A 24,034-nucleotide genomic window follows, 5' to 3' on the forward strand; every position below is an offset into this window, starting at 1 on the left:
AAATTTAGACTTTACGTTTTAAAATTTCATTTTTCGTATTGGGTTTAAAACTCGCTCCGGCGCAGCGCATGACGGCATCGAAGCCATAGCGACTCTTCATTTTATCCATAGCCTGATATAAGGAAAGCATTTCCTGGGTATCCTCGAAGAGATTAATCTGATAGGTGCCGCGAACGAGTCCGCTGAACCGAATTCCAATCAGACGAAGTCGCATCCGACGTTGGTATAGCTTATCAAAAAGATCAGTTACACTTTTAGTCAGTGTATGATCGGCAGAAGTATAGGCGATGCGGCATTGTTTGGTCTCGGTATCAAAATTAGCGTAGCGTATTTTGATAACCACTGTTGAGGTAAGCCACTGTTCTGATCGCAATTGAAAGGCCAATTTTTCGACCATACCAACCAAGATGCGTTTGAGTTTTATGATATCAATAGTATCTTGAGAGAAAGTATGTTCGGTTGATATTGATTTTCTCTCGGTATAAGGTTCCACAGGATTGTTATCAATACCATTGGCTTTCTTCCAGAGTTCCGTGCCATTTTTTCCAATCATTTGTTGCAAAACTTCTGAGGGCATTTCAGAGAGTGTTTGGATGGTTCTGATCCCAATTCTGGAAAGCAGTTGAAAAGTCTTATCACCCACCATTGGAATTTTTTTAATAGACAAAGGATTCAAAAAGGGTTGTACCATATGCTCAGGAATCTCTAAATTCTGCTTTTGTTTTCCTTCTCCAGTACCAATTTTTGAGACTGTTTTATTTACTGATAAAGCAAAAGTCAATGGCAATCCTGTTTCTTTGGTAATGGTTTGAGCGAGCTCATTGGTCCATTTATAACTACCGTAGAATTTATCCATACCGGTGATATCGAGATAAAATTCATCAATACTTGCTTTTTCGACTATGGGGGCTTTCTCCTGAATTATCTCAGTAATGGTATGTGACAAGGTGGAATAAAGCTCCATATCACCTTTCATGACTTTTGCCTGCGGACAAAGTCGAAGTGCCATTTTGATTGGCATGGCAGATCGAACGCCAAAAGTACGCGCCTCGTAGGAACAGGATGCCACGACGCCACGGTCTCCACCTCCAATAATGAGAGGAACTCCATTTAACTCAGAATTGGTTAACCTTTCGCAGGATACAAAAAATGTATTCATATCAATATGTACAATTGACCTTCCCATAATCTTCTTCCTTTTATACGGAACAAAATTAGTACAGATTGTAACAAAATTAATTATCTTTGTTGTTACAAATTGTAACAATATTGCTATGTCTTTATTTTCCGATAATATAAGAAGCCTAAGGCTAAAGAAGAAAGTATCTCAGGAAAAAGTAGCTGAAAGCCTGCTGATTACCAGAAGTAGGTATACCAAATATGAAGATGGTACCTCTGAAGCACCGTATGAAATTCTGAAGAAAATAGCGCATTATTATCAAATCAGTATTGATCTGCTACTCTCTGTTGATGTTCGAAAAATACCGATGGATGATTTGCTGAAATTAGAAAACAACCGATTGCTGTTACCCATTACCGTTGATGCAGCGGGTAATGATTTTGTAGAAATTGTGACTCAAAAAGCAAAAGCGGGTTATCTAAATGGGTATGGAGATCCTGAATATATCGAGAGTCTGCAACAAATCTCGCTGCCTTTTTTAGGACCAGGGAAACACCGAGGCTTTCCTGTGGAAGGGGACTCTATGCCACCACATGAGGATGGTTCAATTATCATTGGTCGTTATGTAGAAAGGCTGGGAGAGGTAATGGATGGTAAAACTTATATCCTGATTACTAAAAATGAGGGAATGGTGTATAAACGCCTGAACAAAAACAAAAAAAATACACTCATTTTAGAATCGGATAATCATTTCTATCCTAATTACGAAGTAAAGGCTTCGGATATTCTGGAAATATGGGAATACAAATGCAATATTGGGCGTACGGATAAAAAGCAGGAGCTATCAGAAACCCAAAGCATGAAAGATTTAATCCTTGAGATAAAAAGAGATGTTTTGGAACTCAAGAATAGGGCTTAATTTTTTAATAATCATAAAAAAAAGTATTATTTCATATTAACATTATTATTGTCTTGATGTATTATTGATAAGCAATTCATGAAACTTTTGTCATAGTATTTTATCAGAAAGATGTGTCTTGTATTCAGATACCAGTTACTATCAAGACTCTCAGCACTGCTGAGAGAAATTATTTTTATTAGGTAACCCTTTTTTAAATTGTACGAGCTACTTAAAAACTATTTTTAAATTGGGTGCAAATAGCACTGGAATTTGTACTTCAACAATAAATGTATCTTCTTTATTTTAAGTTAGGTATGTTTCCTAAAAAAAACGGTGGTTTTATTTCTTTATTCTAATGATTCGTTAAGGGCTTATTTTCTATTCCTATATCAACTTTTTTCTTTCTATTCTTTCTTTTGCTTCATTTAAAAGTAAGTGTATTTTTTCCTCGAATTGTTTTTTAGGTGGTAAATCTGTCCAATATTCAGCAACCATAATCCCGTCTTTATGCATTTCAAGTAGCTCTATTTGCTCTCTGCTACTTTCGGCACAAAGGATTAAACCGATTGGTGTTTTTTCACCTTCTTCTTTTTCGTACTTGTCTAACCATTTTAGGTATAACTCCATTTGCCCTTTGTGCTTGGCTTGAAATTTTCCTAATTTTAATTCGATTGCTACTAATCGCTTTAGTTTTCGATGATAAAAAAGCAAATCCAAATTAAAATCCTCACCATCTATAATCATTCTTTTTTGACGTTCTACAAACGTAAATCCTTTACCAAGTTCGAGAATGAATTTTTCTAAATCGTATAAGATTGCTTGCTCTAAATCTTTTTCCAAATAGGCATTCCCTAAATTAAGAAAATCCAGTAAATAAGGATCTTTGAAGGTGCTTGGTAAGTTACTTTCTATTTGAACTGCTTGTGTATTTGCTATTGCAGTACGCTCAAAAGTTTTAGCAGCAATTTGTTTTCGCAAATCTCTAATACTCATTAACTGATCGATTACTTGATGCGCATAGAATAATTTGGCTTCTGTTTTTTTCAGAGGTAATAACTCTATAAAATGGGACCAGTTTAATTGTTGTGATAATGTTGCTACAATTTGCTTGTCTTTAAATTGCTCTGCAAAACGCAGCATTCGTCTTACGTTTTTTTCGGTAAAATTTCTACCATACTTATTTTCCAATTGTGCCGACACTGTCGGCACAATTTGTTTTCCATATTCAGCACGTTTATTCTGTAGTATGGTTTCATTTATACGAAATCCAATTTGCCAAAACAGTAAAGTTAAAACACTATTGTTTTGAATAATTACTTGCCGCTGACTATGTTCAACAAGTTGAGATAACTCATGGAATAAATCTGTTTCAATAGCAACTATATTTTTTGTTTTTTCGGTCATGCTAGTTTGTTTGGTGTGTATTAGTTAAAAAGGATTATACTACTTTAACTTGAGTTAGATTATGCTTCTGTAGTACAAAATAGCAATTCTATGCTGGATAATCATACTATACAAACATAGTGAAAATAGCGAAATGGTAAAAGAGAAGAGCAAGCAAGGAAATTTTACTACGCAAGAATAGCCATAATAAAGCAATAGCATATGTATTGAGTTTAAGTCTTTCCCTTGCTAGTGGCTACTTTTAATTTGTAATGTCTGTAAATTGTTCTTGTAACATTATTTCTCCCGTTTAAATTATTATTTTTTATCATTTCTTAATTACTAAATGTCTTAGTTCATAATCATTTAAGAGTCTTTCTTTTTCAGAATAAATAATATCCTTAATGTCTTTTTTGATTTGTAAATAATTGCGTTGGACCATGGAGTTATCGACTTTACGTATAATAGGAATATCAACATAATTATCCTGTTCTTTTTTCAATGCTTTATGGTCATTGATAATATCACAGTGAAATGTTTTGAGTTCAATCTTACAATCAGGATCATCAGCTACCATCCCCACAAACTCACCAGAACTAAGTCCGGAAATTTTGGAAACAGGAATTGCAGATTCCAATTGTTTGGAGCGACTAATTGAAGTATCGCCACTATTAATGGATAGGCTTTCCCTGTCCTGCATAATCTTTCCAAAACGTTCCGATAATTGTTTGGCAGTATCTCCTGTAACTTGTCCGCTGACTATGTTTCCTGTAATGTTCATAATTACATCCGCCTGTTCTCGTCCGTAATCTTTACGCAATTGACTAAAGTCCTGAATTCCCAAACAAGTAGCCACTTTATTACTTCTTGCCGTGGCGATTAAACTATCTATATTATTGAGGTAGATGGTGGGAAATTCATCAAATATCAGACTGCTTTTCTGTTTGTTTTTCTGGTTCACTTGTTTTACCAATCGGTTTACGTATAGTGATAATACAGCTCCATAAATTTGAATTTTCTGTGGGTTATTGCCCATACAAACAATCTTAGGTTCCTCAGGATTATTGATATCCAAAGTGAAATCATTACCTGATAAAACATAATATAATTGAGGAGAAGACAATCTTGCCATTGCAATTTTTGCCGATGCGATTTGCCCCTCCAGTTGGTCCATAACGTGGTTGAGGTAGGCGTTTACAAAAGGATTAATAAGTACTTCTATTTCTTTTTCAGTCCTAAGGAGGGTAAAGAGACTGTCGTAATCTTCCTGCATGAGTTCAATTACATGAGGAAGCGTACAAAATTCACCATCTTTATATTTTTTTAAATACCATATTATGGCTGAGAGAAAATTAATCGGTGATTCTACAAAGAAATCTCCTTGACGTTTGATCCATTCTTTGTTTAAGCCTAGCAAAATGGTACGTGCCGATTCAGAAGCGTCGGTAATATCATTCATGGCTGAAGGATCTAATGGGTTACATCGGTTGCTTCGGGTGAGATCATCAAAATTAATAACATAAAACTGTGGTAATACTGGATAGTCATGTCTGTATTTAAGCCAGGTATTATAGACAATTTTGGTCAGATCATCAAACTTGAAATCGTAGACGAACATGGTAAATTTTTTACGAATGTGCTGGGTGATTACATGTCGTATGACAAAATAGGATTTCCCTGAACCAGGAGTACCAGAAACCAGTAAACCCCGAAACGGATTTATGATGTTTATCCAACTGTCTCTTATCTTATCCTTTAAATGATATCGGGCTGGCAGATTAATGGAATACTCATTTTCTAAGAGTCTTTCTTCTTGTGGGAAAGTCTCATTTTCAGCATTGAAAATATCTTTGTTATTGAGTCCGTTCTTTATTATACGCGATAGTAATGTGCCTCCAGAAAGCATTAAAAGAAAGCCACTGGAAGTAATAGTCATATAGGCAATCGCTGCTAGCATTATTTCTATTTTCAGGTATAATGAAAAATAGCTTATGAAGTAAATTAGGAGGCCCGCAATTATAAAAGCAAAAGCTGTTTTATGATTTAATTTTTCGTCTTTTCGTCCTTTAATACCTATTAGGGAAATCATCAAAAATCCCAATGCAACAAATTTGGACTTATGGAAATTGCTAAATAATCCTGTATTATAAATATTACTCAAAATTGTATCTCCAAATCCACTAACTAGATGCCACTGTTCAAAAGCTCCGTAACAGTAATAATAGAAATGAATACCTAAAAGCGCAATGCTGATTAGTCTTGTCATGTCCAAGATCTTTCTGAGTGCCTGTTCGTTTTCTCCTGTTTGCATTGCCATAATTTTTTCCAGGGTGTTACTTGTCTAACTTAAAGAAGAAAACTATAAATTCAAGTCTCTTTGAATTCTAATACTGAGGTAGTATAAAAGTAGAAACATGGTTAGGGTTCCTGTTGAGTTTTTTTTCTCATTTCCCGATTTGCACCTCTATCTTTAAGTAGTCAATGGATGGTTATGAAGTGTTTTCCAAAGGTAGTATGTATTTGGATTATTATGATGGTTATAATATGTCCATCATGACAGGTACTATTTGTATTTCAGCAAGATATTATAAGTTAATCCTTGTAAGGCATCAATTTTAAAAGCGTTTACCAATAGAGCAGTCTGTTTTTTTATGTACTGATTCCTAAAGAGACAGTAGTTATACCTATAGCTCTTTATCATAATTAAGTTTTTTTGTTATCCAACCTTTACTTAATATTATAATGTATCCAATCATAAAGTGCAGAATACAAGTGAAGTCTAAGTGATAACATTATTTTAAGGTATATATCAGAGCGATTGAAGATAAAAAGATATTTATTGAAATATGAGACGAAGATTTAAAAGATTTGAAAGAAGACAAGAATGACTTACTGAGTACTATACCACTTGTGACTAGTATTTTTTCTAATAAAAATCCAGAAATACCTTGTAATTCATTTGGATTTTGTCAGTGATTCTTCCGTAAACAGCAGTTAGGCGAAATAACTGAGTTAGTGTAAAATTGAACATTTGCACTTCGATTTCAACCATTTCGCTATATAAACCAATGAAATATGATATAAAATTACTGTAAATAAAATAACACCAAAATTAACAAGAAGAATTTTCTTAGTGATCCTTAGGGTAGAGTCTTTATACCTTATTATTGGATGATTTGAATTGATTAAATAGAACCTAAAATGTACATTTTTTTGGGTTTGTTAGAAGTCGTGAACTATCCAGCTAACTTATAGCTGATTGCGACGAAATTACTTTGTATTAATTTTAAGTTGTAATTACTAGTCTGCAGAAAAGTCAAAAAAACAATATGTATTTTAACTGATACAAACAAAATGATGAAAATAGTTTTTAATTTCTTTATTTTTCCTCGATAGCGATAGCACGTCCGTCGTATTTTAATTCAGCTATTATTTCACCAGTGCTGTTAATTAATAATTTTTTGTCATTTATTTCGACTACAAAATTTCCGTTATAACCAGGAACAATGCTTTCATATTTATTTTCAATCACAATATTTCCTTTTTTATCTATTAGCCCCCATAAATCAGACGTATAGTGTGCGCCAGAAGAAAAGGATCTTTTTCCGTAAGCGGCAAAACCTTTATTAAATGGCATCATAACTCCAATAAATTTAAAATCAATAGCGGTCTGACCTTCTTTATTGATAAAGCCCCATTTTCCATCCTTCAAGACAGGTGCTAAGCCTTCTGAAAAGTCTCCAGCCTCATCATAAATCAAAGGAATAGTTATTTCTCCTTTATTATTAGCAAAACCAAATTTTCCCATATTTTCCAATAGCATTAATTCATCGCTTAATTTCTTAATGTCTTTATATTGGGGAGCTATTAAAATATTTCCATATTTATCAGCAACACCCTTTGCATTATCCTTTGTAAGATAAACCATTTCATCTTCCCATGGAAAAACAAAATCATATTCCGGATTTAAGAGCACATTACCTTTTAAATCCATGAGTCCTTCCTTTGATTTATCACTTTCTCTAAATGCAAAAGAACAACCGTTAAATAACTCACTAAGATGATCATATTGAAAAGGAATTATTGTTTTTCCTTTAGTGTCAATAATCCCAATTTTTCCATTTTTTTTTGCTCTAGCATATCCTTTGTAGAATTCCGCAATGAACTCAAATTTATTAGGGATTATCTCTTCCCCGTTTTTATTAACAGTTCCTTCCAAACCATCTTTTTTAAAAGTAGCTAGACCATTATTAAAGTTTTCATATTGTAAATTTTCATATTTTGGTATGATCTTATATTCTCCTTTGTTGTCAATAAGGCCGAATTTTTCACCAAGCTGAACGATGGCTACTCCATTTTTCATTTGTGAAACCGAATTGTATCGAAAAGGGACAATAACATTGCCCTTGATATCAACAAATCCGTAATAGTCATTTTTTTGAACAGGGAATACATTCTCAGAAAAATCTCCGACATATTGAAAGGTTTCATTTGTGATTGGTTTACCTACCTCATCTAAAAGGATTAGTTTTTCGTATTGTCCTGATATGTAATATCCAAATTCTTTTTTTTGGGCAAAGGTAGAATTAGTAAAAACTATGATTGCTATTAGTTTAATAATGTAAAGTCCCTTTTTCATTTGTTGTTGTATTTAACTATTTCTGTCAGTGCCAGTGTGGAAAAATTCTGATTGTATAAAACAAATATAACAAAGATTATGTTTTTTAAATAGGAAGTTCTTTACAGTTTAAAATTTACTATGTGAAAAAAAAGAGTTGGCAAAGCTAAGAAGAACGCTATCAGTTCTTTAAAATAAAAAAAATGACCTGGAAATTAAAGCTGCTTGACGGGGTTAGTACAGAAATTCTGTAAACACTGACTTTGTTAGAATTAAAAAGAATAATTCAAATTATAATCACTAGGTTTATATCTTCAAAATAGACTATTACCTAGAGAAATTAAATTCATTAATGAATCACACAATAAATTATTATCCAAGTAAAAGCAAACTATTTTTTATTGACAGCTTATCTACTTCCAATTATGGTATGTACAATGGAAAACCTTTTACAGGAATTAAAGAAACCATTTCTGATAAAGAATATATCAGAGAAACTTTTGTAAATCGCAGGCTGCACGGAATAAAATTTTGGGCAAGCGAAAATTCTTTTTCAATTTTTGTTTACATTTTTGATGAAAGCAGATATAATTTTGATATTAGTAAAGATCGTGATCAAAATTTTATGAATAGAATCTACACTATTTATGATTTACAAACATTTGATTCAATTGTAGACTACAAAGTAAATAATATTGGAAAAAAAGAGTATCAGCAAGGTTATAATTTTACCCGTGAAGATTTAGATTATGATAAGAAGATAAAAGACAATTTTGATGTAATAAAAAACTACGAAGACACTAAAGAGATTTTTACTCGTTTGGATTTATTTGTTTGCACCTATAATACAGACAATCCCTTTAATCTCACACGTGAATTAAACCAAGATAGAGCTGGAAAGACTCTTTATGGCTATTTAGTTCAGGAAAGCATGAAAGAAACATTAGGATATACAGTTGAAGATGTTTTTATGGAAAAGTATATTCTTCAAAAGGAACTTGCGCAGAAGATTATTAGTGAAGACCAGATTCAACATCCGATAAAATACATTGCAGGTGTTAGTGTGGCATACAATGATGTAGATCTAAAAATGATTTCAGTCATTGCTGTAATGGATATTGAAACACAAGAAATTGTTGATCAGGCATTTTTTGAGTTAGAGGATGTTACATTGCATGTTCCTGATTTATTTGCCTATAATGAAGTTCCTTCAGTTTTAAAAGCGTTTGAAAAACTAAGTATAAAACCTCAATTAATTTTTTGTGACGGACATGGTATTGAACATCCAAAAAATGTTGGCTTAGCTACTCATCTGGGAATTGAATTAGATATTCCAACAATTGGATGTCCAAAGAAAAGACTTGTTGGATATTATGAAAAAACGAGTTTAGGGCATTTAAGAGGGGATAGGCAAGAACTATGGTTTGATGATAAAATTGTGGGCAAAGCATTACGGACCCAAGAAAGAAGCAATCCGCTTTATATATCTATTGGACATAAAATAAGTTTGGAAACAGCAATTGATTGGGTTTTAAAAACAACGACCAATACTCGAGTTCCTGTTGTTGTACAGGAAGCTATTACGCTAACTGAGCAACTTATGCCAAAAAGAATTAGATATGATTTCCTTGATGATGAAGAAAATAAATATGCTATAATAATATAAAAATGAGTAACGACATATTTGACAAAAAAACAGAATTTGAAATTTATTACGATCTTCAAAATAGTTTGCGTGAGAAAGTAATTATATATGATCAACTACCAGAGGTAATTCAATATATTGCCGGAGTTGATGTGGCATATAATGATATTAATGACAATATGATAGGTGCTATTGTAGTTTTAAATGCAGAAACTCATGAAGTTGTTGAAAAAGCCTTTCATGAAATGGAAATAGCATTTCCATATGTTCCAGGTTTGTTTTCTTTTAGAGAGATCCCTTCTTTAATTGAAGCTTTTAAAAAACTTACTATAAAACCTGATTTAATTGTATGTGATGCTCAAGGAATAGCTCATCCAAAAGGAATTGGAATGGCAACTCATCTTGGAATAGAATTAAACATTCCAACAATTGGCTGTGCTAAAAAAAGATTAATAGGTAGCTACGATAAAAATTTGCTGGGACAAGAAAGAAAAAGTACACAAGATTTGATTTACAACAATATTTTGGTTGGTAAAGCATTACGAACACAGAATAATACCAATCCTATGTTTGTCTCAGTAGGGCATAAAATTTCTCTTGAAACTGCTATTGCTTGGGTATTAAAACTTACTCCACATTATAGACTTCCTGAAACCACACGACAAGCCGATTATTTAGTTAATTTTCTTTTAAAAAATAAAAACGCTTTCTTGTCAGAATAATGATATATTTACGATTCATTCATATTAACAAATTTCTCTTTTTCTTTTATGAAAATATTTAAAATATTCATTTTATTAAGCATTGTCTTTTTACATCATGCACAGGCGCAGGTTTTTGTAAGTGCTTCAGCTACAGGTTTAGGAAATGGTAGTTCGTGGACTAATGCTTACACTAATTTGCAAAATGCAATTAACGCTGCAAAATCAGGACAAGAAATTTGGGTAAAAAGTGGTACATACTTTCCATCGCGAGACAGAAATGGTACCATACCAACGAATCCTAGAGATGCAACATTTGTTCTTAAAGAAGGGATAAAATTATATGGCGGATTTGCAGGTGCAGAGACAAGCTTAAGCGAGAGAAATCCAGAAACAAATACTACTATTTTGAGTGGTGATATAGGTGTTAAAAATGACGAAACTGACAATATCTATACATTATTGTTATGTGTAGATTTGACTTCATCAAGTAGGCTAGATGGTTTTACAGTTACTAAAGCCAACAACAACAGGACTAGTGGAGCCATAACTATCGCAAGTTATATCGTGTATCATAATACTGGCGGAGCAGGATGGATTTTATCATCTGATATTATAATTACCAATAATAAGTTTATTGGTAACAAATCAAATAGCAGTACTGGTGGGCTCTCCATTCTGTATGGTTCGAATCTAACATTTGCCAACAATGTATTTATGGGTAATGAGTCTGTAAACCAAGCTGGAGCGATTTATAGTAGTGGATCTTCTGTTTCCTTTGATAATTGTATTTTTTTACAAAATTTTGCAGGGCAGGGTGCTGCAGCATATATTGTTAACAACGGGGTATCTGGTTTTATTAGCAACTGTACGTTTACAGATAATAAATCAAAGGCAGATGGAGGAGCATTACTTTTTTATTCATCAGATCCTTTATTGAGAAATGAAATCAAGATTACCGATTCTAAATTCGACAAGAATACATGTGTACCTGGCGGTGTTTTAAATGGTCTAATTACAATTTCAACCCGTGGAGGTGCTATTCACGCGGAACGTACTAACCTTAATATTGTAAGGTGTGATTTTACAAATCAAATAATTAATTCTCTGAGCTCCGGTGTCGCCATGGGTGGTGCCATAAGTTTAGGATATGATACCTCTACCAAAATTGATAAATGCAATTTTATTAACAATAGTATCATTCCTTCCAACAGAGGCAACTCTGGTAGTGGTGGTGCTATTTTTGCCTTATCTGATATAGAGATTAGTAATTGTATTTTTGCTGGCAACCATTCGGCAGGATCTTCAGGAGCTTTGTCTCTAACTTCTGTCCCTTCAACTAAGAATAGAATAGCTGTTTCAAACAGTGTATTCACTCAAAATACGGCTGAACTTTATGCTGGTGCCATATCTTACGGAACTAATGCTTCTTCATATCCAGTTGGTTTTACAAATCTTACATTTCATGCAAACAAGGCTAAACTGCAAGGTGGAGCAATTTATTTGAACTGGGGAATTTCGGATGCACAACGAACTACACAGTTACAGAATTGTGTTTTTGAAGACAACTCAATAAACGAAATTGCTTTTAGCCAAGCATCGCAATCTGCTTATCTTCTAGCTACAAACAACCGATATCACACCGAAAATTTTTCAGGATTACTTTTCAATGATGCAACAAATCCGATTGGTAAGGATGGTATATGGAGAACGATTGATGACGGTTTGCGCATAAATGCATGCTCAATTGTTGCGGATGCTGGTACTAATGCAGCACTTATTCTACCAGGCACAAAGAATTTATGGACTCAAAATGATGTAGATATTGTAGGGAATAAAAGAGTAAAAGGAGAGAATGTAGATTTGGGCGCTTATGAAAGTGATGCTAGCACCAAGCCTGAATTAACAAACTCATTGCCTGCTATTGTGGTAAACACTGGAGCGAAACAGATTGTAATTAATCTGGATGATTATTTTTCGTCTACAGTAGGTAATAAAAACACTTACAGTATTACAAATGGAAATCCAGAATCAGGACTGTATCAAGCTATTATTACAGACAATATTCTCACGATATCATTCCATGAAACTCTTAGTGGCTCAAGCCAAATAAACTTTTCAATTTTAAGTGCTTGCGGACTTAGCTCAAATGAAACGATCAGTGTGATTATAACCCCAAGTTTATCAACTGAAGATGTAACTATGGATAGGTCTTTATTTTTATATCCAAACCCAGTTGAAAGTACACTAATGATTTCAGGAAGCACACCTATCGATTCTTATGAAATAATAAACATGCTAGGACAGACTATAAAAAAATCTTCTTTTGATTTAAGACAAGCTGATGTAAAGAATTTGACAACAGGAATATATTACATTATAATTAATTCCGATAATAAAATTCATAAGTTTAAATTTTATAAAAAATAAATAAGTTTTTTCGAATGAAAGAAGAGCTGAAAGAGTTAATTCTTTCAGCTCTTCTAAATTTATAGGTGATCTTGAACTGTCTAATCAATTTCTAGAGGGGATATAAAATCAGAATACATATTTTTTACAAATGCAAAGGGTTTGTATGTAATTGTTTAGAAGTTAATTTATATTTCAGAAATATAAAATAAAAAAAATATTTTCAAACTATATTAATTTGATAGAATTTATATATATTTGTGTCACAGAAAATTTCTGTATGATACTTATCCAGAAAGACTGAGGGAGTAGGCCCTGTGACGTCTTAGCAACCTGTTGCTTAATAAGGTGCTAAATCCTGCCGTTGTAACGGACAGATAAGAAAGATTTGCTCAAAATCTGAATAAGGTCATCATTGTTAAATTTATTTATTTTTTAAAATGAAAACCAAACTATATCATTTGTATACCAGTTATGAGCTTTTGAATTCAATCTTTGAAGAAAATAGTCTTGCTGGTTTACGAATGCAAAAACACTAATTTCTCCAATACATCTTTATAAATAGCATTTACGAAAGCTCTTTTACAATAGCTTGAAGGAATTCTTTTGTTCAATATTAAACTAAACTAAAATGAAAAAAAACGAACTATTCGACAATGTCAAATTTTTATTAAACAATCAAAATAAAATGAAAAAAATACTATTAGGATTTGCCTTATTATTTGGAACAGCACAAACACAGGCACAAGAAAGTAATTTACAGCTTAAAGGAACTGTTATAGATACGGTTGCTCAATATGTTTATTTGCAGAAATTTCACAATAAAATGTTTACAACTATCGATTCCGCAAAAGTGAAGGAGGGAAGTTTCAGCTTTAAGACAAAAGTGAAAACACCTGAATTGTATGGATTGAGTGTAAACACAGAAGACTCTCCATTGTATGTTTTTCTTGAAAAAGGTCCAATTAACGTAAAATTAAGTCCAAAGAAATATTATAGTACCTCTGTGGTTGAAGGTTCTGAATCTCAAAATTTATTTGAGTCGTATAGAAAATCGAAAGAGGTAGAAATAAGTACATTCATTACAGAAAACCCAAAATCTATAGTTCCAGCTTATGTATTATATAGAAACTGGTCTTACAGATTAACACCGGAACAAATAACTCAGAACATTGCTTTGCTTGATAAAAGCCAGCAAAACAGTACATATGTAAAAGAGTTAAAAGAACTGGTTACCGTTTTAGACGGTTTGTCGGTTGGTAAAAAAGTGCCTGATTTTACAGCTAATGATCCGCAAGGCAAATCAGTTCGTCTTTCTGAAAATTTAAAAGGCTATACTTTAGTTGATTTCTGGGCTTCATGGTGCGGACCATGCCGAAGAGAAAACCCAAATATCGTTGCAGCTTATAAAGAATTTCATGACAAAGGATTTAATATAGTAGGAGTTTCTTTGGATAAAAAGAAAGAAAATTGGATTAAAGGAATTCAGGATGATAATTTGACTTGGCTGCACGTTTCTGATTTACTTTTCTGGAATAGTGCTATTGCAAAATTATATGGAGTAAGAGCTATTCCGGGGAATTATTTAGTCGACTCAAAAGGAATAATCGTAGCAAAAAATCTTCACGGAGAAGAATTGCAGACTACTCTTAGATCGCTTTTAGGACAAGCAAATTAATCTTCGAAGATTCTAATAATAAATTTAGTTAATTAAAATGAGAAAGGAAATGAATGTGATTGATATAACAACAGAACCAGTTGAACTGGAGTGCTACTTCTCAAAATTTAGAGAAAATACAATAGGAGTAAACCACTGCTTTGAATCAGTTTATGGAAAACAAAACCTGCTTTATGCAGATTGGGTTGCCAGTGGGAGATTATACGCTCCAATTGAGGATATTATGCTCCATAAAATCGGTCCAATGATTGCCAATACGCATTCACTTTCTAGTCAAACAGGTCAGACTTCAACTCATGCTTATCAATATGCGAGAGATATAATTAAGAAGTCTGTAAACGCAAATGAATCTGATGTCTTGGTGACTACAGGAACTGGAATGACGGCGGCTTTGTCAAAATTACACCGCATTATGCGTTTACGAAAAGATTATGAAACTGATAAGCCAGTTATATTTATTACGCATATGGAACATCATTCCAATCAGGTTTCATGGTATGAAACAAATGCTGATGTTGTGATTTTGCCTCCAGACGTAAATAATTTGGTCGATTCCAATATTCTTTCTCAAGAAATTAAAAAATACGCTCACAGAAGCTTAAAAATAGGTTCTTTTACCGCCTGTTCAAATGTAACAGGAATTATTACACCTTATTATGAATTGGCAAAAATCATGCATCAAAATGGAGGACTTTGTTTTGTTGACTTTGCAGCTTCAGCGCCTTATGTCAAAATAGATATGCATCCGAAAGATCCAGAGCAGCAATTAGATGCTATTTTCTTTTCTCCTCATAAATTTCTAGGAGGACCGGGAACCTCTGGTGTTTTAGTATTTAATGAAAAATTATACAAAGCTGAATTTCCGGATAATCCAGGCGGTGGAAATGTAAAATGGACAAATCCTTTGGGCAGCTATTGTTATAGTCAGGCAATAGAAGTTAGAGAAGATGGTGGGACACCTGGTTTTCTGCAGGTAATAAGGACTGCTTTAGCTTTAGAATTAAAAGATAAAATGGGAATTCTAAATATTAAAAAAAGAGAAAAAGAACTGCTTACTGTTTGTTTTCTGAGGCTTCAAAAAATAAAGGGTTTGTCCATTTTAGGAGATTTAAAAACGGAAAGAATTGGTTGTATTTCTTTTGTAATCGAAGATATTCACTATAATTTAATCGTAAAGCTTTTAAATGATCGTTTCGGGATTCAGGTTCGTGGTGGCTGGTCATGTGCAAGTACTTATGCGCATTATTTGTTTAATATAAACGAAAATAAATCAGCAACAATTACAAACGAACTTTTAGAGAGAAACCAAACTAATAAACCAGGCTGGGTACGGTTGTCTCTGCATCCGATTATGATAAATGATGAACTTATGTTTATCTGTGACGCGATAGAACAGGTGGCTTTACATTACAAGAAATGGCAAAAAGATTACGAATATAATTCCGTTACAAATGAATTTGAAATTCCCGAAATAAGGGAAACGATTGCTGATGAGGTAAATGAATGGTTTAAGTTAGATTAAATCATGAAATGAATATTCGAAAAGTATTAAATCTGTCGATTTTTTTATAAATTACTTTATCTTCAGGACGAGACAATTTAATTTTGTAAATCCTTTAAATTTAGTACATCTAAAACTTTTGGTGAAACTTTCAAATCAGATCGGAACTTTAAAACACCCTTTATGAAATGTCTTTTTAATTCTTTTCCATTGCGTATCGAAAAAGGAGTATTGAATATAATGGCTTTATATATTATTGTGTTCTTAGAGTTATCGAAATAATATACACAAATATCATAACCTACATCTTCACCCTCTGATAAAACTACATCATAATTTTTCAGATCGTGATTTGGACATAAAGCTTCAAAAGTTAGTGATTCAATAATTATTTCATCTTTATAATGGTGCAAACCACTTTGATCAACTATTACTTTGGTAATTTTGTTTTTTATGATACTAATTGTATCCTTTAATACGAAGTATACCAAAAAAGATAAAAGAATTACGCATATTACTATAGACGAAATTTTAAATTCAACAGATAATTTTCCAGATTCAATGATAATTATCTCTAAACTAATTATTCCTAAAATAGCACTCACAAAAACAAATGTTGCAAAAAACTTTACTATAAAAGTTATTTTCTTTGATTTTAGTGATTCTATTTTTGAAAATTCATCATTCTGAAAATCCATCATTTTAGAAGTTAGAAATTAAAATGTTACAGGTACTGGAGTAAATTTAAGAAAGATAAATTTATTATTTGGATATTTCTTTCGGTAGCATAAATATACTATTGAAGAAAAAGAATAATTGCTTAACCAACATAAAGACTTTGTCAGACATAATAAGCAAAAATGAAACTACTTCTTAATTTCTTAAGGAATTGCTTGGTGGTTTCAATCATAAAAAGTCTTACGAATTACGGTTAGAGGTTAGAGTCTTGTTCCCGCTACTAATTGGAATCTTGTTGTACTTATATCTTCCTAGCGGGAAGCATTCAAATATCTAACCAAATTTTGGAAGATTATTATATGATTATTGCACATGCTTCTTAAGGTATAAGTTACAAATAACTTTAAAAAAATATTAAAGGAGACTATCCTAAAAGGAATGTCCCTTTTACTTATTCAATAATTGGTAAGTTTACCCCAATTTTATAAAAACAAACATACTTTCCAATCTTATTTTCTTCTGCTTTTAACTTACTTAAATCATTATGCTGAGTCTCTAAATCAGGATAGATAACCAAACAATCTATATTTTTGCTATAATCTTCTATTTTGAACTCGTCATAGACTTTTTTTAATCTGGCATAACCACTAATTTGTCGAAAATCCTCTTTTTCAATACCTGACTTATATTTGTACTTAGGCTTGTATTTAGCATCAATAACCATTTGAATTTCTTCTGAGTTTAAAAGATAATCAATTTCATGGGCATTATTACAATTAAACTGAAATTTCACTTCCCCCTGATTTGGATATTGTTTTTTTAACAGTCCCAAAACATAATACTCAAAAAGCTTACTCATATCAATCCAAAATGGAGGTGTCAAAATAGTCTGCTTTTCGACATTAGAAATATTATAGCCAAAACGTTTTAAAATCAATTTTGCTAATCTAGTGGCTTCTGCGTATTCTTTATAAAAAGTATTATTTTTTGTATGCTTTATTTCATTCAGTTCTACTTTTTTGGAAATAGTTTCGAAAGCCGGAGTGATGTAGTTGAACAAATCTGATGCTAAATTCTTATGATTGATTTTGTCTAAAGTTGGTAAAATTTTTTTCACGAAAACTAATGCTTTTTTTAGCAAACGATTTTCTAAACCATTTACTCCAAACTCATCATACTGGCAATAGGTGTGTAATTGTTTGTTTTTCAATATGTTTTGTTTCATGTTTTTACCCACTAAAATCTTTCCTTTTACTCTACTATTTAAATTATGTTCAACTTTGTAATATGATTTTTTTAATCCCTTACGAACTATTGTTTTTAATAAATTTAAATATTGAATTACCAACAATGGAGTTAGTAAATCTTGGGTTTGTTTAATCTCTATTTCTGGTTTGTTCCATTTTATTTCAAACAAATCATTTATTTCGTTTGAAGTTTCCATGTATTTTAAAGAAGAGAAAAGCATTTTTATATAATCGACTTCTATTAACTTTTCTTCTTCTTTAGTGCTCTTTGAATTTAGTTTAGGAGCAATATATATAGCTGATTTATCATCTAACCAATCTACACCAATGCAGTATGATGTGTTTAGGAAAAGCTGATTATTTTTTGTATAAATATTAAAACATAAAATATTTCCTTTTGGTTTGGAAAAGTCATAGCTATACTTTTCATCTGACAAAAGTTGTTGATGTTCAATTTTTAAAGCATTATCGAAATGCTCCCAATATTCAAATAAATTAGTTGTCAAATCTGTTTCTTAAATCTGAAATTATTTTTTCTGCTTTTTCTAATAATATACCGTCTTTTAGATATTCTTCTAAAATAGGTATAATTTCGTATTTGGCTTTAAGATGTAATTCGGTATCGTCTTTTACTATGAAATAACTGTGTCCTAATTGTACTTGAGTTGGTTTGAAATCAGAGGCAAGAGTTTCATTATTATGGAAAAGTTTACTAATTTCTTCAAATAGAGCTCTAGCATTTAAATTTTCTATTACTGAAGCATCTGGTAAAACATCAACAAAAGCAAAACGTCTTCGAATAGCGTAATCAATATGTCCTACACTTCTGTCAGCAGTATTCATAGTACCAATGATAAATAAATTTGGTGGAATTATTAATGTATTATCTCCGTCAATGTCATACATACTTTCTACTTTTTCTCCACGATATTCCAAAGCATAAATCAATTCCCCCAAGACAGCAGGAAGATTAGCTCTATTGATTTCGTCAATGATTAATACATAATTTTTTAATTTTTCTTTTTCTGAAGTGTTTGCAACAAAAACTATGTTGTTATCCTTTAAAAATTTTCTAAATTTATCAAGAACTCTAATGTAATAACTTGCGTGCCATTTAGCCAACCCAGATAAATCCTTATTGTGTTTTACATCTTGTCTATCGTTATTTTCATCTAGATATGCTTGCTTTATATCTTCAAAGAGCATTCTATTACCATTTTTAGACCACCCATCTATACCCTTATATCTGAAAGCATCTTCGTCTAACTTTATAATATTTACAGATTCAGTAATCTCAATTTTTCCATTCCTTTCTATGTTGTCAGAAATAAAATCAATAAATTTTTCAAATTGTTCACCTATCCATTTTTCTTTTGAAACTTCTATTTGTTCTTTATTAGTATCATTAAAGTTTTTTAATGCTTTTTTTGCAAACTTAGCTAAAACTTTATTCTCAGTGATGTATTCAATTACTCCATCTTTACTTTTTGCAGTAATCCCTCTAACAAAATCTTCGTAAGAATAAGAAGGATGGAATTGTATCAATTTAAATTGATCTGAATTTTCTAAGTTTTCTTTTTGTATTTTCTTATCAACTGAGATTTTACTATAAATTAGCTCCTCTGCAAGATCTTTCGACGTGTACGTTTTGCCGGTTCCTGGAGGGCCTTGCAGGATGATTTGTTTTTTATTTAAAAGGATCTTTGATAATTCCATTTTAGAAAGTTTGGTTTGAATAAATTTGATGTTGTTTAATAAATCCCAGATCATTTTTCTGCCACCTAAATCAGGGCTTAAACTATCTCTACCTTCTTTATGCCACTTAAAAACTAATCTGCTAAAATATTCTTTGGGGGGCATTTTACCCTTGCTCTTAATAACATATTGAATCAATTTGATTAAGTCATGCCAATGATTGTTATTCTCAAAATTATGCCCATACATTTGTGTTCTACCTTCCCAAGTAATTTCTTGAATAAACCCAGTAGATTTATTATTGGCAATTAATTTTAATAATTTTTCAAAATCAGGATTATCTCCATCAAACATATCCTTTATCACTCTTTTTTCAATCTCTGCTCCCTTGCCGTGAGGCCAATCGTGTGTTTCAATATCTAACCAAAAAACAGGAGTCTTAAAATAATTTTGTAGCTGGGATTTGTTATGTACGTTTCCTTGTAATGCAATATCTTTATAATATAATTTTTTTGTTTTACAGGAATAATCTTTATATTCATAAGTAACAACAACTGCAAAATAACCTTGAGTTTTTTCTAAATCTGTTGTAACGTCTTCTTCGAAAATCTTTAATTTATTGAAGAATTCTATAGATTCTAGTAATTTATTTTGATCCATTTATTTTTATAAAATTGAATATTTTATCAAATAAGTTTTATATATACCAATTGATTTTATTAAAATCTTCTAGCATTTTTTTACTTGCATTTTCATTTATTGATTTAATGAAACACATGTGACCATATAACCAATTGTGAAATTTAATATTATTGTATTTAGGAAAATCTTTGATACGTTTCTCTAAATGACTATTAACTCCATACTTTCTGCAATAATAAATATGTTCTGTAATTGTTTTTCTGTATCCCTTTGAAACATTGGTACCATTGGTTGTTGTCAATCCTGTTACGTATTGTTTACAACCTTTCTTCATATATTTAGTTTTTTTATCATTAATAAAAAAACCTTCGTTAGAAATGATTTTTGTAATCAATTTTAATGATGGTAATTTCCCTTCTCTTTTGATAGAAAATGTTAAATCATCAGCATATCTGGAGTAATTACAATTTAATTTTCTTGCCAAAGCTTCAAATCTGTAATCCATTTTAGTAGCCAGAATATTTGAAATCATCGGGCTTGTCGGCGCTCCTTGTGGCAATATAGGTGGTTTGTTCTCTATTAATTCTTTTAATATTTCTTTAGAATTTTCATCAAAATCATTCCAATAACTATCTCTATGTTTTGCTGTTGTAATTTTTGCAAATGAATATGCTAAATTATTTATGTAACCCAATGATTTAAAAAGTCCATACACTCTTTTTTCAGTTATAGTGTCGTAGAATTTTAATAAATCAACTTTTAAGATAACTTCTGAATTTTCATGAACTTTTGCATTGTGAGCAATGAAAATATTTTTTCTAAACCCTTTACAACTATCTGCTAAAACATATTTACTAACTATGTTTACTAAAATCCATTTTTGGATATATTTTAAATCTTTTGAAGGGGACATTATCTCCCTAAATTTACCGTCTCTCTTTTTTAATTTAAAGTAATTATATCTTTCATATTTATACTCACTACCATATACCAAGTTTTTTTTATCATCCCCAATTAAAATTCTAAGATAATCCGATTGAATAGCCATATGCATTGCCAAATGTTCCAATGAGAAGATAACTGGAAACTCTTTGTCATCTAATTTTTTGCCATAAGTTAAGCAAGCATCAATAAATTCTTGTGATTTATTTTGCTCTTTAGATTCTATAATAAATTGCTCAAATGGAAATGACATAATTAATGTTACTCTTTCTTGAATGTTAAATAATAGTATTACTCACTGATTTTATTTTCGAAATTAGTGAGCAAAAGTATTGCTGAGTCTGCTATTAAGTAGCTTTATTAGTTCTCGATGAACTACACCGAGAAAACCTTATTACGGGTTATTTGCTAACTAAAAATCATGTCAATCCATTAAGCATTTGTGGTATGTATATAATATTTTTTATTTCTAAATTTTTAGCTGTTTCCTTTCTAAAATTTTCTTTTCTTGTTTTTCTTTTTAACTCTTTAATAAATTGAGTTCCTTCTGCAGTTATGTCATAAGCTTTACTAATAAAGCCTAGGTCTTGAGCTTCATGATAAATTAATCTTATTTCCTCTCTTGTCAGACCTAATATGTGACAGATTAATAAATTATCATAGCCATAATTCTTTAAAATTAAAAGTGCAATGACCGAATGATCTTGTTTTGTATTGTGCCTTATGACCCTAACTTCTTTACCTTTCTTTTCTTTTATTATTGAGTTTCCGGTATATAAATCGATTCCTAAGCGGTTACAAATTCCAATGTAAAAAGCTATTTCTTTTTTAAATTCACGTGCTTCATCCATTCTGATAGTTGCAAATCTAGGAAAGATTGGAAACCACTTATTATCTTTCCAAATTATTGAAAGTGTATTATTTGGTGTACAGTGAAAATATGATATTAATGATTGACTCTCATCAAAACCATAAGCATATTTGCCACCACGTTTTAATGCTAATTTTTCAATATTACGAATATTTCCAAATGCTTTTAATGGTGATAATGATTTATCAAATATTTTATTTCTAACTTCTGATATAATTTTTACAGTTGAAAATCGATCTTGGATGTATTTCTTTCCTTCAGCCATAATTATGGTTGATAATAAATATACATTGTCAATTTTATTATCTTCAATCCATTTTTTAACATAATCTATTCTAGAGTATTCAGTACAAAATGTTTGTCCACTACCTATAAAATCATCTAAAAAAACAAAATGGTTATACTCTCCAGGTTTTTTGATATTTTCATAATCATGTGTCAACTCAATATCATTTTGCCTTTTTTTGAAAGCATCAGTGTTTTTTAAAGGATAAGTAACTAGTGTTCCACTCTTCCCAACTTTACCATATGGAAATATTATTATTTTTTCTCCAGCCGGTATACTCTTTAGTACTTCCAATAATAAATCATTTAATCGAAATATGAACTCATTAAATGGAATGTATTCATACACGCTCAATAAATCAATTGCTAAATCAACCTCATCTTCATCAAAGTTTTCTAACCAACGGATTATTTTTGTTGGAAAAACAGAATGCTTTAAACGAGGTAACAATAGGTCTATTTTACTTAAGGTTTGAATGCTTAATTTAAACGTATGCGCCATTATTAGTTTTTAAATATTGTCTATCATCTGCCAATTTATAATAATATATTCTTTTATGTCCTAAATTTATTTTAAAATCTCTTGCATAGCCTAATATTCATTATTTCTTTAAACTTCCTTTTTTAAAAGTGTCTTTTTGAATAATTATAATAGGTCTATTCTTTTTAAATATAGAATCTAAATGTTTAATTTCAATAGGGTGCTTAATAGTTATGTTTGACTCTTCTTTTTTTGTAAAAAACAGTATTGAGCAAACAAACATCACTAGTATTCCTGTTAGAAAAATACCAAGTTTGAAAGCTCTGTGTGCATGTAATAAATTTGTGCCCTTTTCATTATTTATCTTAACAACTTTATCAATAGAGTAAAGATAATCTCTAACAAGTTCAGCATTAAATTGTTCTATTGAGTTTGTTTTAAAATCTAAAACATTGGAAGGGTTAGCCCGAGGATATTTAAATTTTTTTATATCAAAATTTTTAAGGGCGTTTGTTATTGATAAAAGGTAAAATGAAAAAGTAAGCAATAAGGAACCAATTATTAATATTTTAAAAAAAAGTGGTATATTTTCAAAACTTTCCATTATTATAGGAGCAAACAAACCTAATAATGAAAACACTATACTTGTTTGAGAAATAATTTGAGAGGTTTTATTTTCGATAAAACCAAGTCGATTGTTTTCTTCTTCTAAAATAGACTTTAAAAACTCTTTGTGCAGTACTATTTTCTCTGAATCGGATTCTTCTTCTAAATCGTAATCAGTATGCTTATAAGCACATGGCTCTTCCTGGTTCTTTCTAGAAATTACACCAATACTCTTCAAGAAATTTATCCACATAGTAATTCGTTTATTATTGAATCAGAAATTTTTAAACCAGTTTCATTTTCAATCCAAGCCCATTGTCCATTGGGATTGATTTCTAAAAAAATATAATTACCATTTATATCCTTAATTAAGTCAATTGCTCCGAATTTGAGATTCAAGATTTTAACTAATGAGATACATTTTTCTTTTATCTCATTTGGAATTTCTTCTATATAAAATTCTAATTTTTCTTTTCGCCAATCCGTTTTAGTGGCTTCCAATATTTGAGAATTTACACCTGCAGTAAATACATTTTCTCCAACTACGGTTACACGCAATTCTATTGACTTTTCTATTTTCTCTTGAAAAATGCAAGGTGTCAAATCGAATTTTTCAATTTCATCAATATGT

16 protein-coding genes, 1 pseudogene and 1 riboswitch are annotated in these 24,034 nt (G+C 31.1%); of the genes and pseudogenes, 6 read left to right on the plus strand and 11 right to left on the minus strand.

The features are described from left to right. Positions 1-4 precede the first annotated feature (4 nt). A complete protein-coding gene (gene dinB, locus IW20_RS18410) occupies positions 5-1,186 on the minus strand; it encodes a DNA polymerase IV (protein ID WP_089052162.1) in 1,182 nt (393 codons plus the stop codon). An 88-nt stretch (positions 1,187-1,274) separates the two neighbouring features. Between dinB and IW20_RS18415 the strand changes: the two genes are divergently transcribed. After that, positions 1,275-2,039 carry an XRE family transcriptional regulator gene (locus tag IW20_RS18415; protein WP_035625779.1) on the plus strand — a complete coding sequence of 255 codons (765 nt, stop codon included), beginning with the start codon at positions 1,275-1,277 and terminating at the stop codon, positions 2,037-2,039. A 366-nt stretch (positions 2,040-2,405) separates the two neighbouring features. On the opposite strand, the gene IW20_RS18420 is transcribed toward IW20_RS18415, so the two are convergent. From IW20_RS18420 to IW20_RS18430, 3 genes are all read right to left on the minus strand, one after another. Further along, the gene (locus tag IW20_RS18420; protein ID WP_035625781.1) at positions 2,406-3,425 is read right to left on the minus strand and encodes a PDDEXK nuclease domain-containing protein; all 1,020 of its coding nucleotides are present in this window, start codon (positions 3,423-3,425) and stop codon (positions 2,406-2,408) included. A 307-nt stretch (positions 3,426-3,732) separates the two neighbouring features. Next, positions 3,733-5,715 (minus strand): conjugal transfer protein MobC, encoded by a 1,983-nt coding sequence (mobC, locus tag IW20_RS18425; RefSeq protein WP_035625815.1) that lies wholly within the window; start codon positions 5,713-5,715, stop codon positions 3,733-3,735. A 1,068-nt stretch (positions 5,716-6,783) separates the two neighbouring features. Next, a complete protein-coding gene (locus tag IW20_RS18430) occupies positions 6,784-8,043 on the minus strand; it encodes a WG repeat-containing protein (RefSeq protein ID WP_035625783.1) in 1,260 nt (419 codons plus the stop codon). A 331-nt stretch (positions 8,044-8,374) separates the two neighbouring features. Here IW20_RS18430 and IW20_RS25510 point away from each other — a divergent pair, with 331 nt between their 5' ends. From IW20_RS25510 to IW20_RS18455, 5 genes are all read left to right on the plus strand, one after another. Further along, positions 8,375-9,688 carry an endonuclease V gene (locus IW20_RS25510; RefSeq protein WP_051885936.1) on the plus strand — a complete coding sequence of 438 codons (1,314 nt, stop codon included), beginning with the start codon at positions 8,375-8,377 and terminating at the stop codon, positions 9,686-9,688. 2 nt (positions 9,689-9,690) lie between these two features. Continuing rightward, positions 9,691-10,389, plus strand: a complete 699-nt coding sequence (nfi, locus tag IW20_RS18440; protein WP_035625785.1) for a deoxyribonuclease V — start codon at positions 9,691-9,693, stop codon at positions 10,387-10,389. Between the two features lie 48 nt (positions 10,390-10,437). Beyond that, the gene (locus IW20_RS18445; protein ID WP_035625788.1) at positions 10,438-12,798 is read left to right on the plus strand and encodes a T9SS type A sorting domain-containing protein; all 2,361 of its coding nucleotides are present in this window, start codon (positions 10,438-10,440) and stop codon (positions 12,796-12,798) included. Between the two features lie 263 nt (positions 12,799-13,061). Then, positions 13,062-13,161, plus strand: a riboswitch (SAM riboswitch). A 247-nt stretch (positions 13,162-13,408) separates the two neighbouring features. Then, the gene (locus IW20_RS18450) at positions 13,409-14,455 is read left to right on the plus strand and encodes a TlpA disulfide reductase family protein (protein ID WP_240478512.1); all 1,047 of its coding nucleotides are present in this window, start codon (positions 13,409-13,411) and stop codon (positions 14,453-14,455) included. Positions 14,456-14,504: 49 nt separating this feature from the next. Continuing rightward, complete coding sequence (locus tag IW20_RS18455; RefSeq protein ID WP_035625823.1) at positions 14,505-15,977, plus strand: aminotransferase class V-fold PLP-dependent enzyme; 1,473 nt, start codon at positions 14,505-14,507, stop codon at positions 15,975-15,977. Between the two features lie 77 nt (positions 15,978-16,054). On the opposite strand, the gene IW20_RS18460 is transcribed toward IW20_RS18455, so the two are convergent. From IW20_RS18460 to IW20_RS18490, 7 genes and pseudogenes are all read right to left on the minus strand, one after another. After that, positions 16,055-16,657: a hypothetical protein gene (locus IW20_RS18460; protein WP_123869486.1), complete on the minus strand. Its 603-nt coding sequence runs from the start codon at positions 16,655-16,657 to the stop codon at positions 16,055-16,057. A gap of 428 nt (positions 16,658-17,085) precedes the next feature. Further along, entirely contained in the window at positions 17,086-18,387 is a 1,302-nt protein-coding gene (locus IW20_RS18465) for a 5-methylcytosine restriction system specificity protein McrC (RefSeq protein WP_051885940.1), read from the minus strand. After that, positions 18,377-20,236, minus strand: coding sequence for an McrB family protein (locus IW20_RS18470; protein ID WP_051885944.1), 1,860 nt, complete (start codon positions 20,234-20,236; stop codon positions 18,377-18,379). The genes IW20_RS18465 and IW20_RS18470 overlap by 11 nt, the downstream gene beginning before the upstream one ends. A 37-nt stretch (positions 20,237-20,273) precedes the next feature. Beyond that, positions 20,274-21,413: a reverse transcriptase family protein gene (locus tag IW20_RS18475; RefSeq protein ID WP_035625791.1), complete on the minus strand. Its 1,140-nt coding sequence runs from the start codon at positions 21,411-21,413 to the stop codon at positions 20,274-20,276. A 166-nt stretch (positions 21,414-21,579) separates the two neighbouring features. Then, complete coding sequence (locus IW20_RS18480; RefSeq protein WP_035625796.1) at positions 21,580-22,818, minus strand: phosphoribosyltransferase-like protein; 1,239 nt, start codon at positions 22,816-22,818, stop codon at positions 21,580-21,582. Positions 22,819-22,918: 100 nt separating this feature from the next. Further along, entirely contained in the window at positions 22,919-23,656 is a 738-nt protein-coding gene (locus IW20_RS18485; RefSeq protein ID WP_035625799.1) for a hypothetical protein, read from the minus strand. Continuing rightward, a pseudogene (locus IW20_RS18490) lies at positions 23,647-24,034 on the minus strand (hypothetical protein); the annotation flags it as partial. The gene IW20_RS18485 and the pseudogene IW20_RS18490, both read right to left, overlap by 10 nt.

The sequence above is a fragment of the Flavobacterium hydatis genome (assembly GCF_000737695.1).
GTDB classification, from domain to species: Bacteria; Bacteroidota; Bacteroidia; order Flavobacteriales; family Flavobacteriaceae; genus Flavobacterium; species Flavobacterium hydatis.

What these genes read in the sequence shown, in the direction of transcription:
- dinB (WP_089052162.1), bottom strand. Translation starts at nt 1,186, where the DNA reads ATGGGAAGGTCAATTGTACATATTGATATGAATACATTTTTTGTATCC.
- IW20_RS18415 (WP_035625779.1), top strand. Translation starts at nt 1,275, where the DNA reads ATGTCTTTATTTTCCGATAATATAAGAAGCCTAAGGCTAAAGAAGAAA.
- IW20_RS18420 (WP_035625781.1), bottom strand. Translation starts at nt 3,425, where the DNA reads ATGACCGAAAAAACAAAAAATATAGTTGCTATTGAAACAGATTTATTC.
- mobC (WP_035625815.1), bottom strand. Translation starts at nt 5,715, where the DNA reads ATGCAAACAGGAGAAAACGAACAGGCACTCAGAAAGATCTTGGACATG.
- IW20_RS18430 (WP_035625783.1), bottom strand. Translation starts at nt 8,043, where the DNA reads ATGAAAAAGGGACTTTACATTATTAAACTAATAGCAATCATAGTTTTT.
- IW20_RS25510 (WP_051885936.1), top strand. Translation starts at nt 8,375, where the DNA reads ATGAATCACACAATAAATTATTATCCAAGTAAAAGCAAACTATTTTTT.
- nfi (WP_035625785.1), top strand. Translation starts at nt 9,691, where the DNA reads ATGAGTAACGACATATTTGACAAAAAAACAGAATTTGAAATTTATTAC.
- IW20_RS18445 (WP_035625788.1), top strand. Translation starts at nt 10,438, where the DNA reads ATGAAAATATTTAAAATATTCATTTTATTAAGCATTGTCTTTTTACAT.
- IW20_RS18450 (WP_240478512.1), top strand. Translation starts at nt 13,409, where the DNA reads ATGAAAAAAAACGAACTATTCGACAATGTCAAATTTTTATTAAACAAT.
- IW20_RS18455 (WP_035625823.1), top strand. Translation starts at nt 14,505, where the DNA reads ATGAATGTGATTGATATAACAACAGAACCAGTTGAACTGGAGTGCTAC.
- IW20_RS18460 (WP_123869486.1), bottom strand. Translation starts at nt 16,657, where the DNA reads ATGATGGATTTTCAGAATGATGAATTTTCAAAAATAGAATCACTAAAA.
- IW20_RS18470 (WP_051885944.1), bottom strand. Translation starts at nt 20,236, where the DNA reads ATGGATCAAAATAAATTACTAGAATCTATAGAATTCTTCAATAAATTA.
- IW20_RS18475 (WP_035625791.1), bottom strand. Translation starts at nt 21,413, where the DNA reads ATGTCATTTCCATTTGAGCAATTTATTATAGAATCTAAAGAGCAAAAT.
- IW20_RS18480 (WP_035625796.1), bottom strand. Translation starts at nt 22,818, where the DNA reads ATGGCGCATACGTTTAAATTAAGCATTCAAACCTTAAGTAAAATAGAC.
- IW20_RS18485 (WP_035625799.1), bottom strand. Translation starts at nt 23,656, where the DNA reads ATGTGGATAAATTTCTTGAAGAGTATTGGTGTAATTTCTAGAAAGAAC.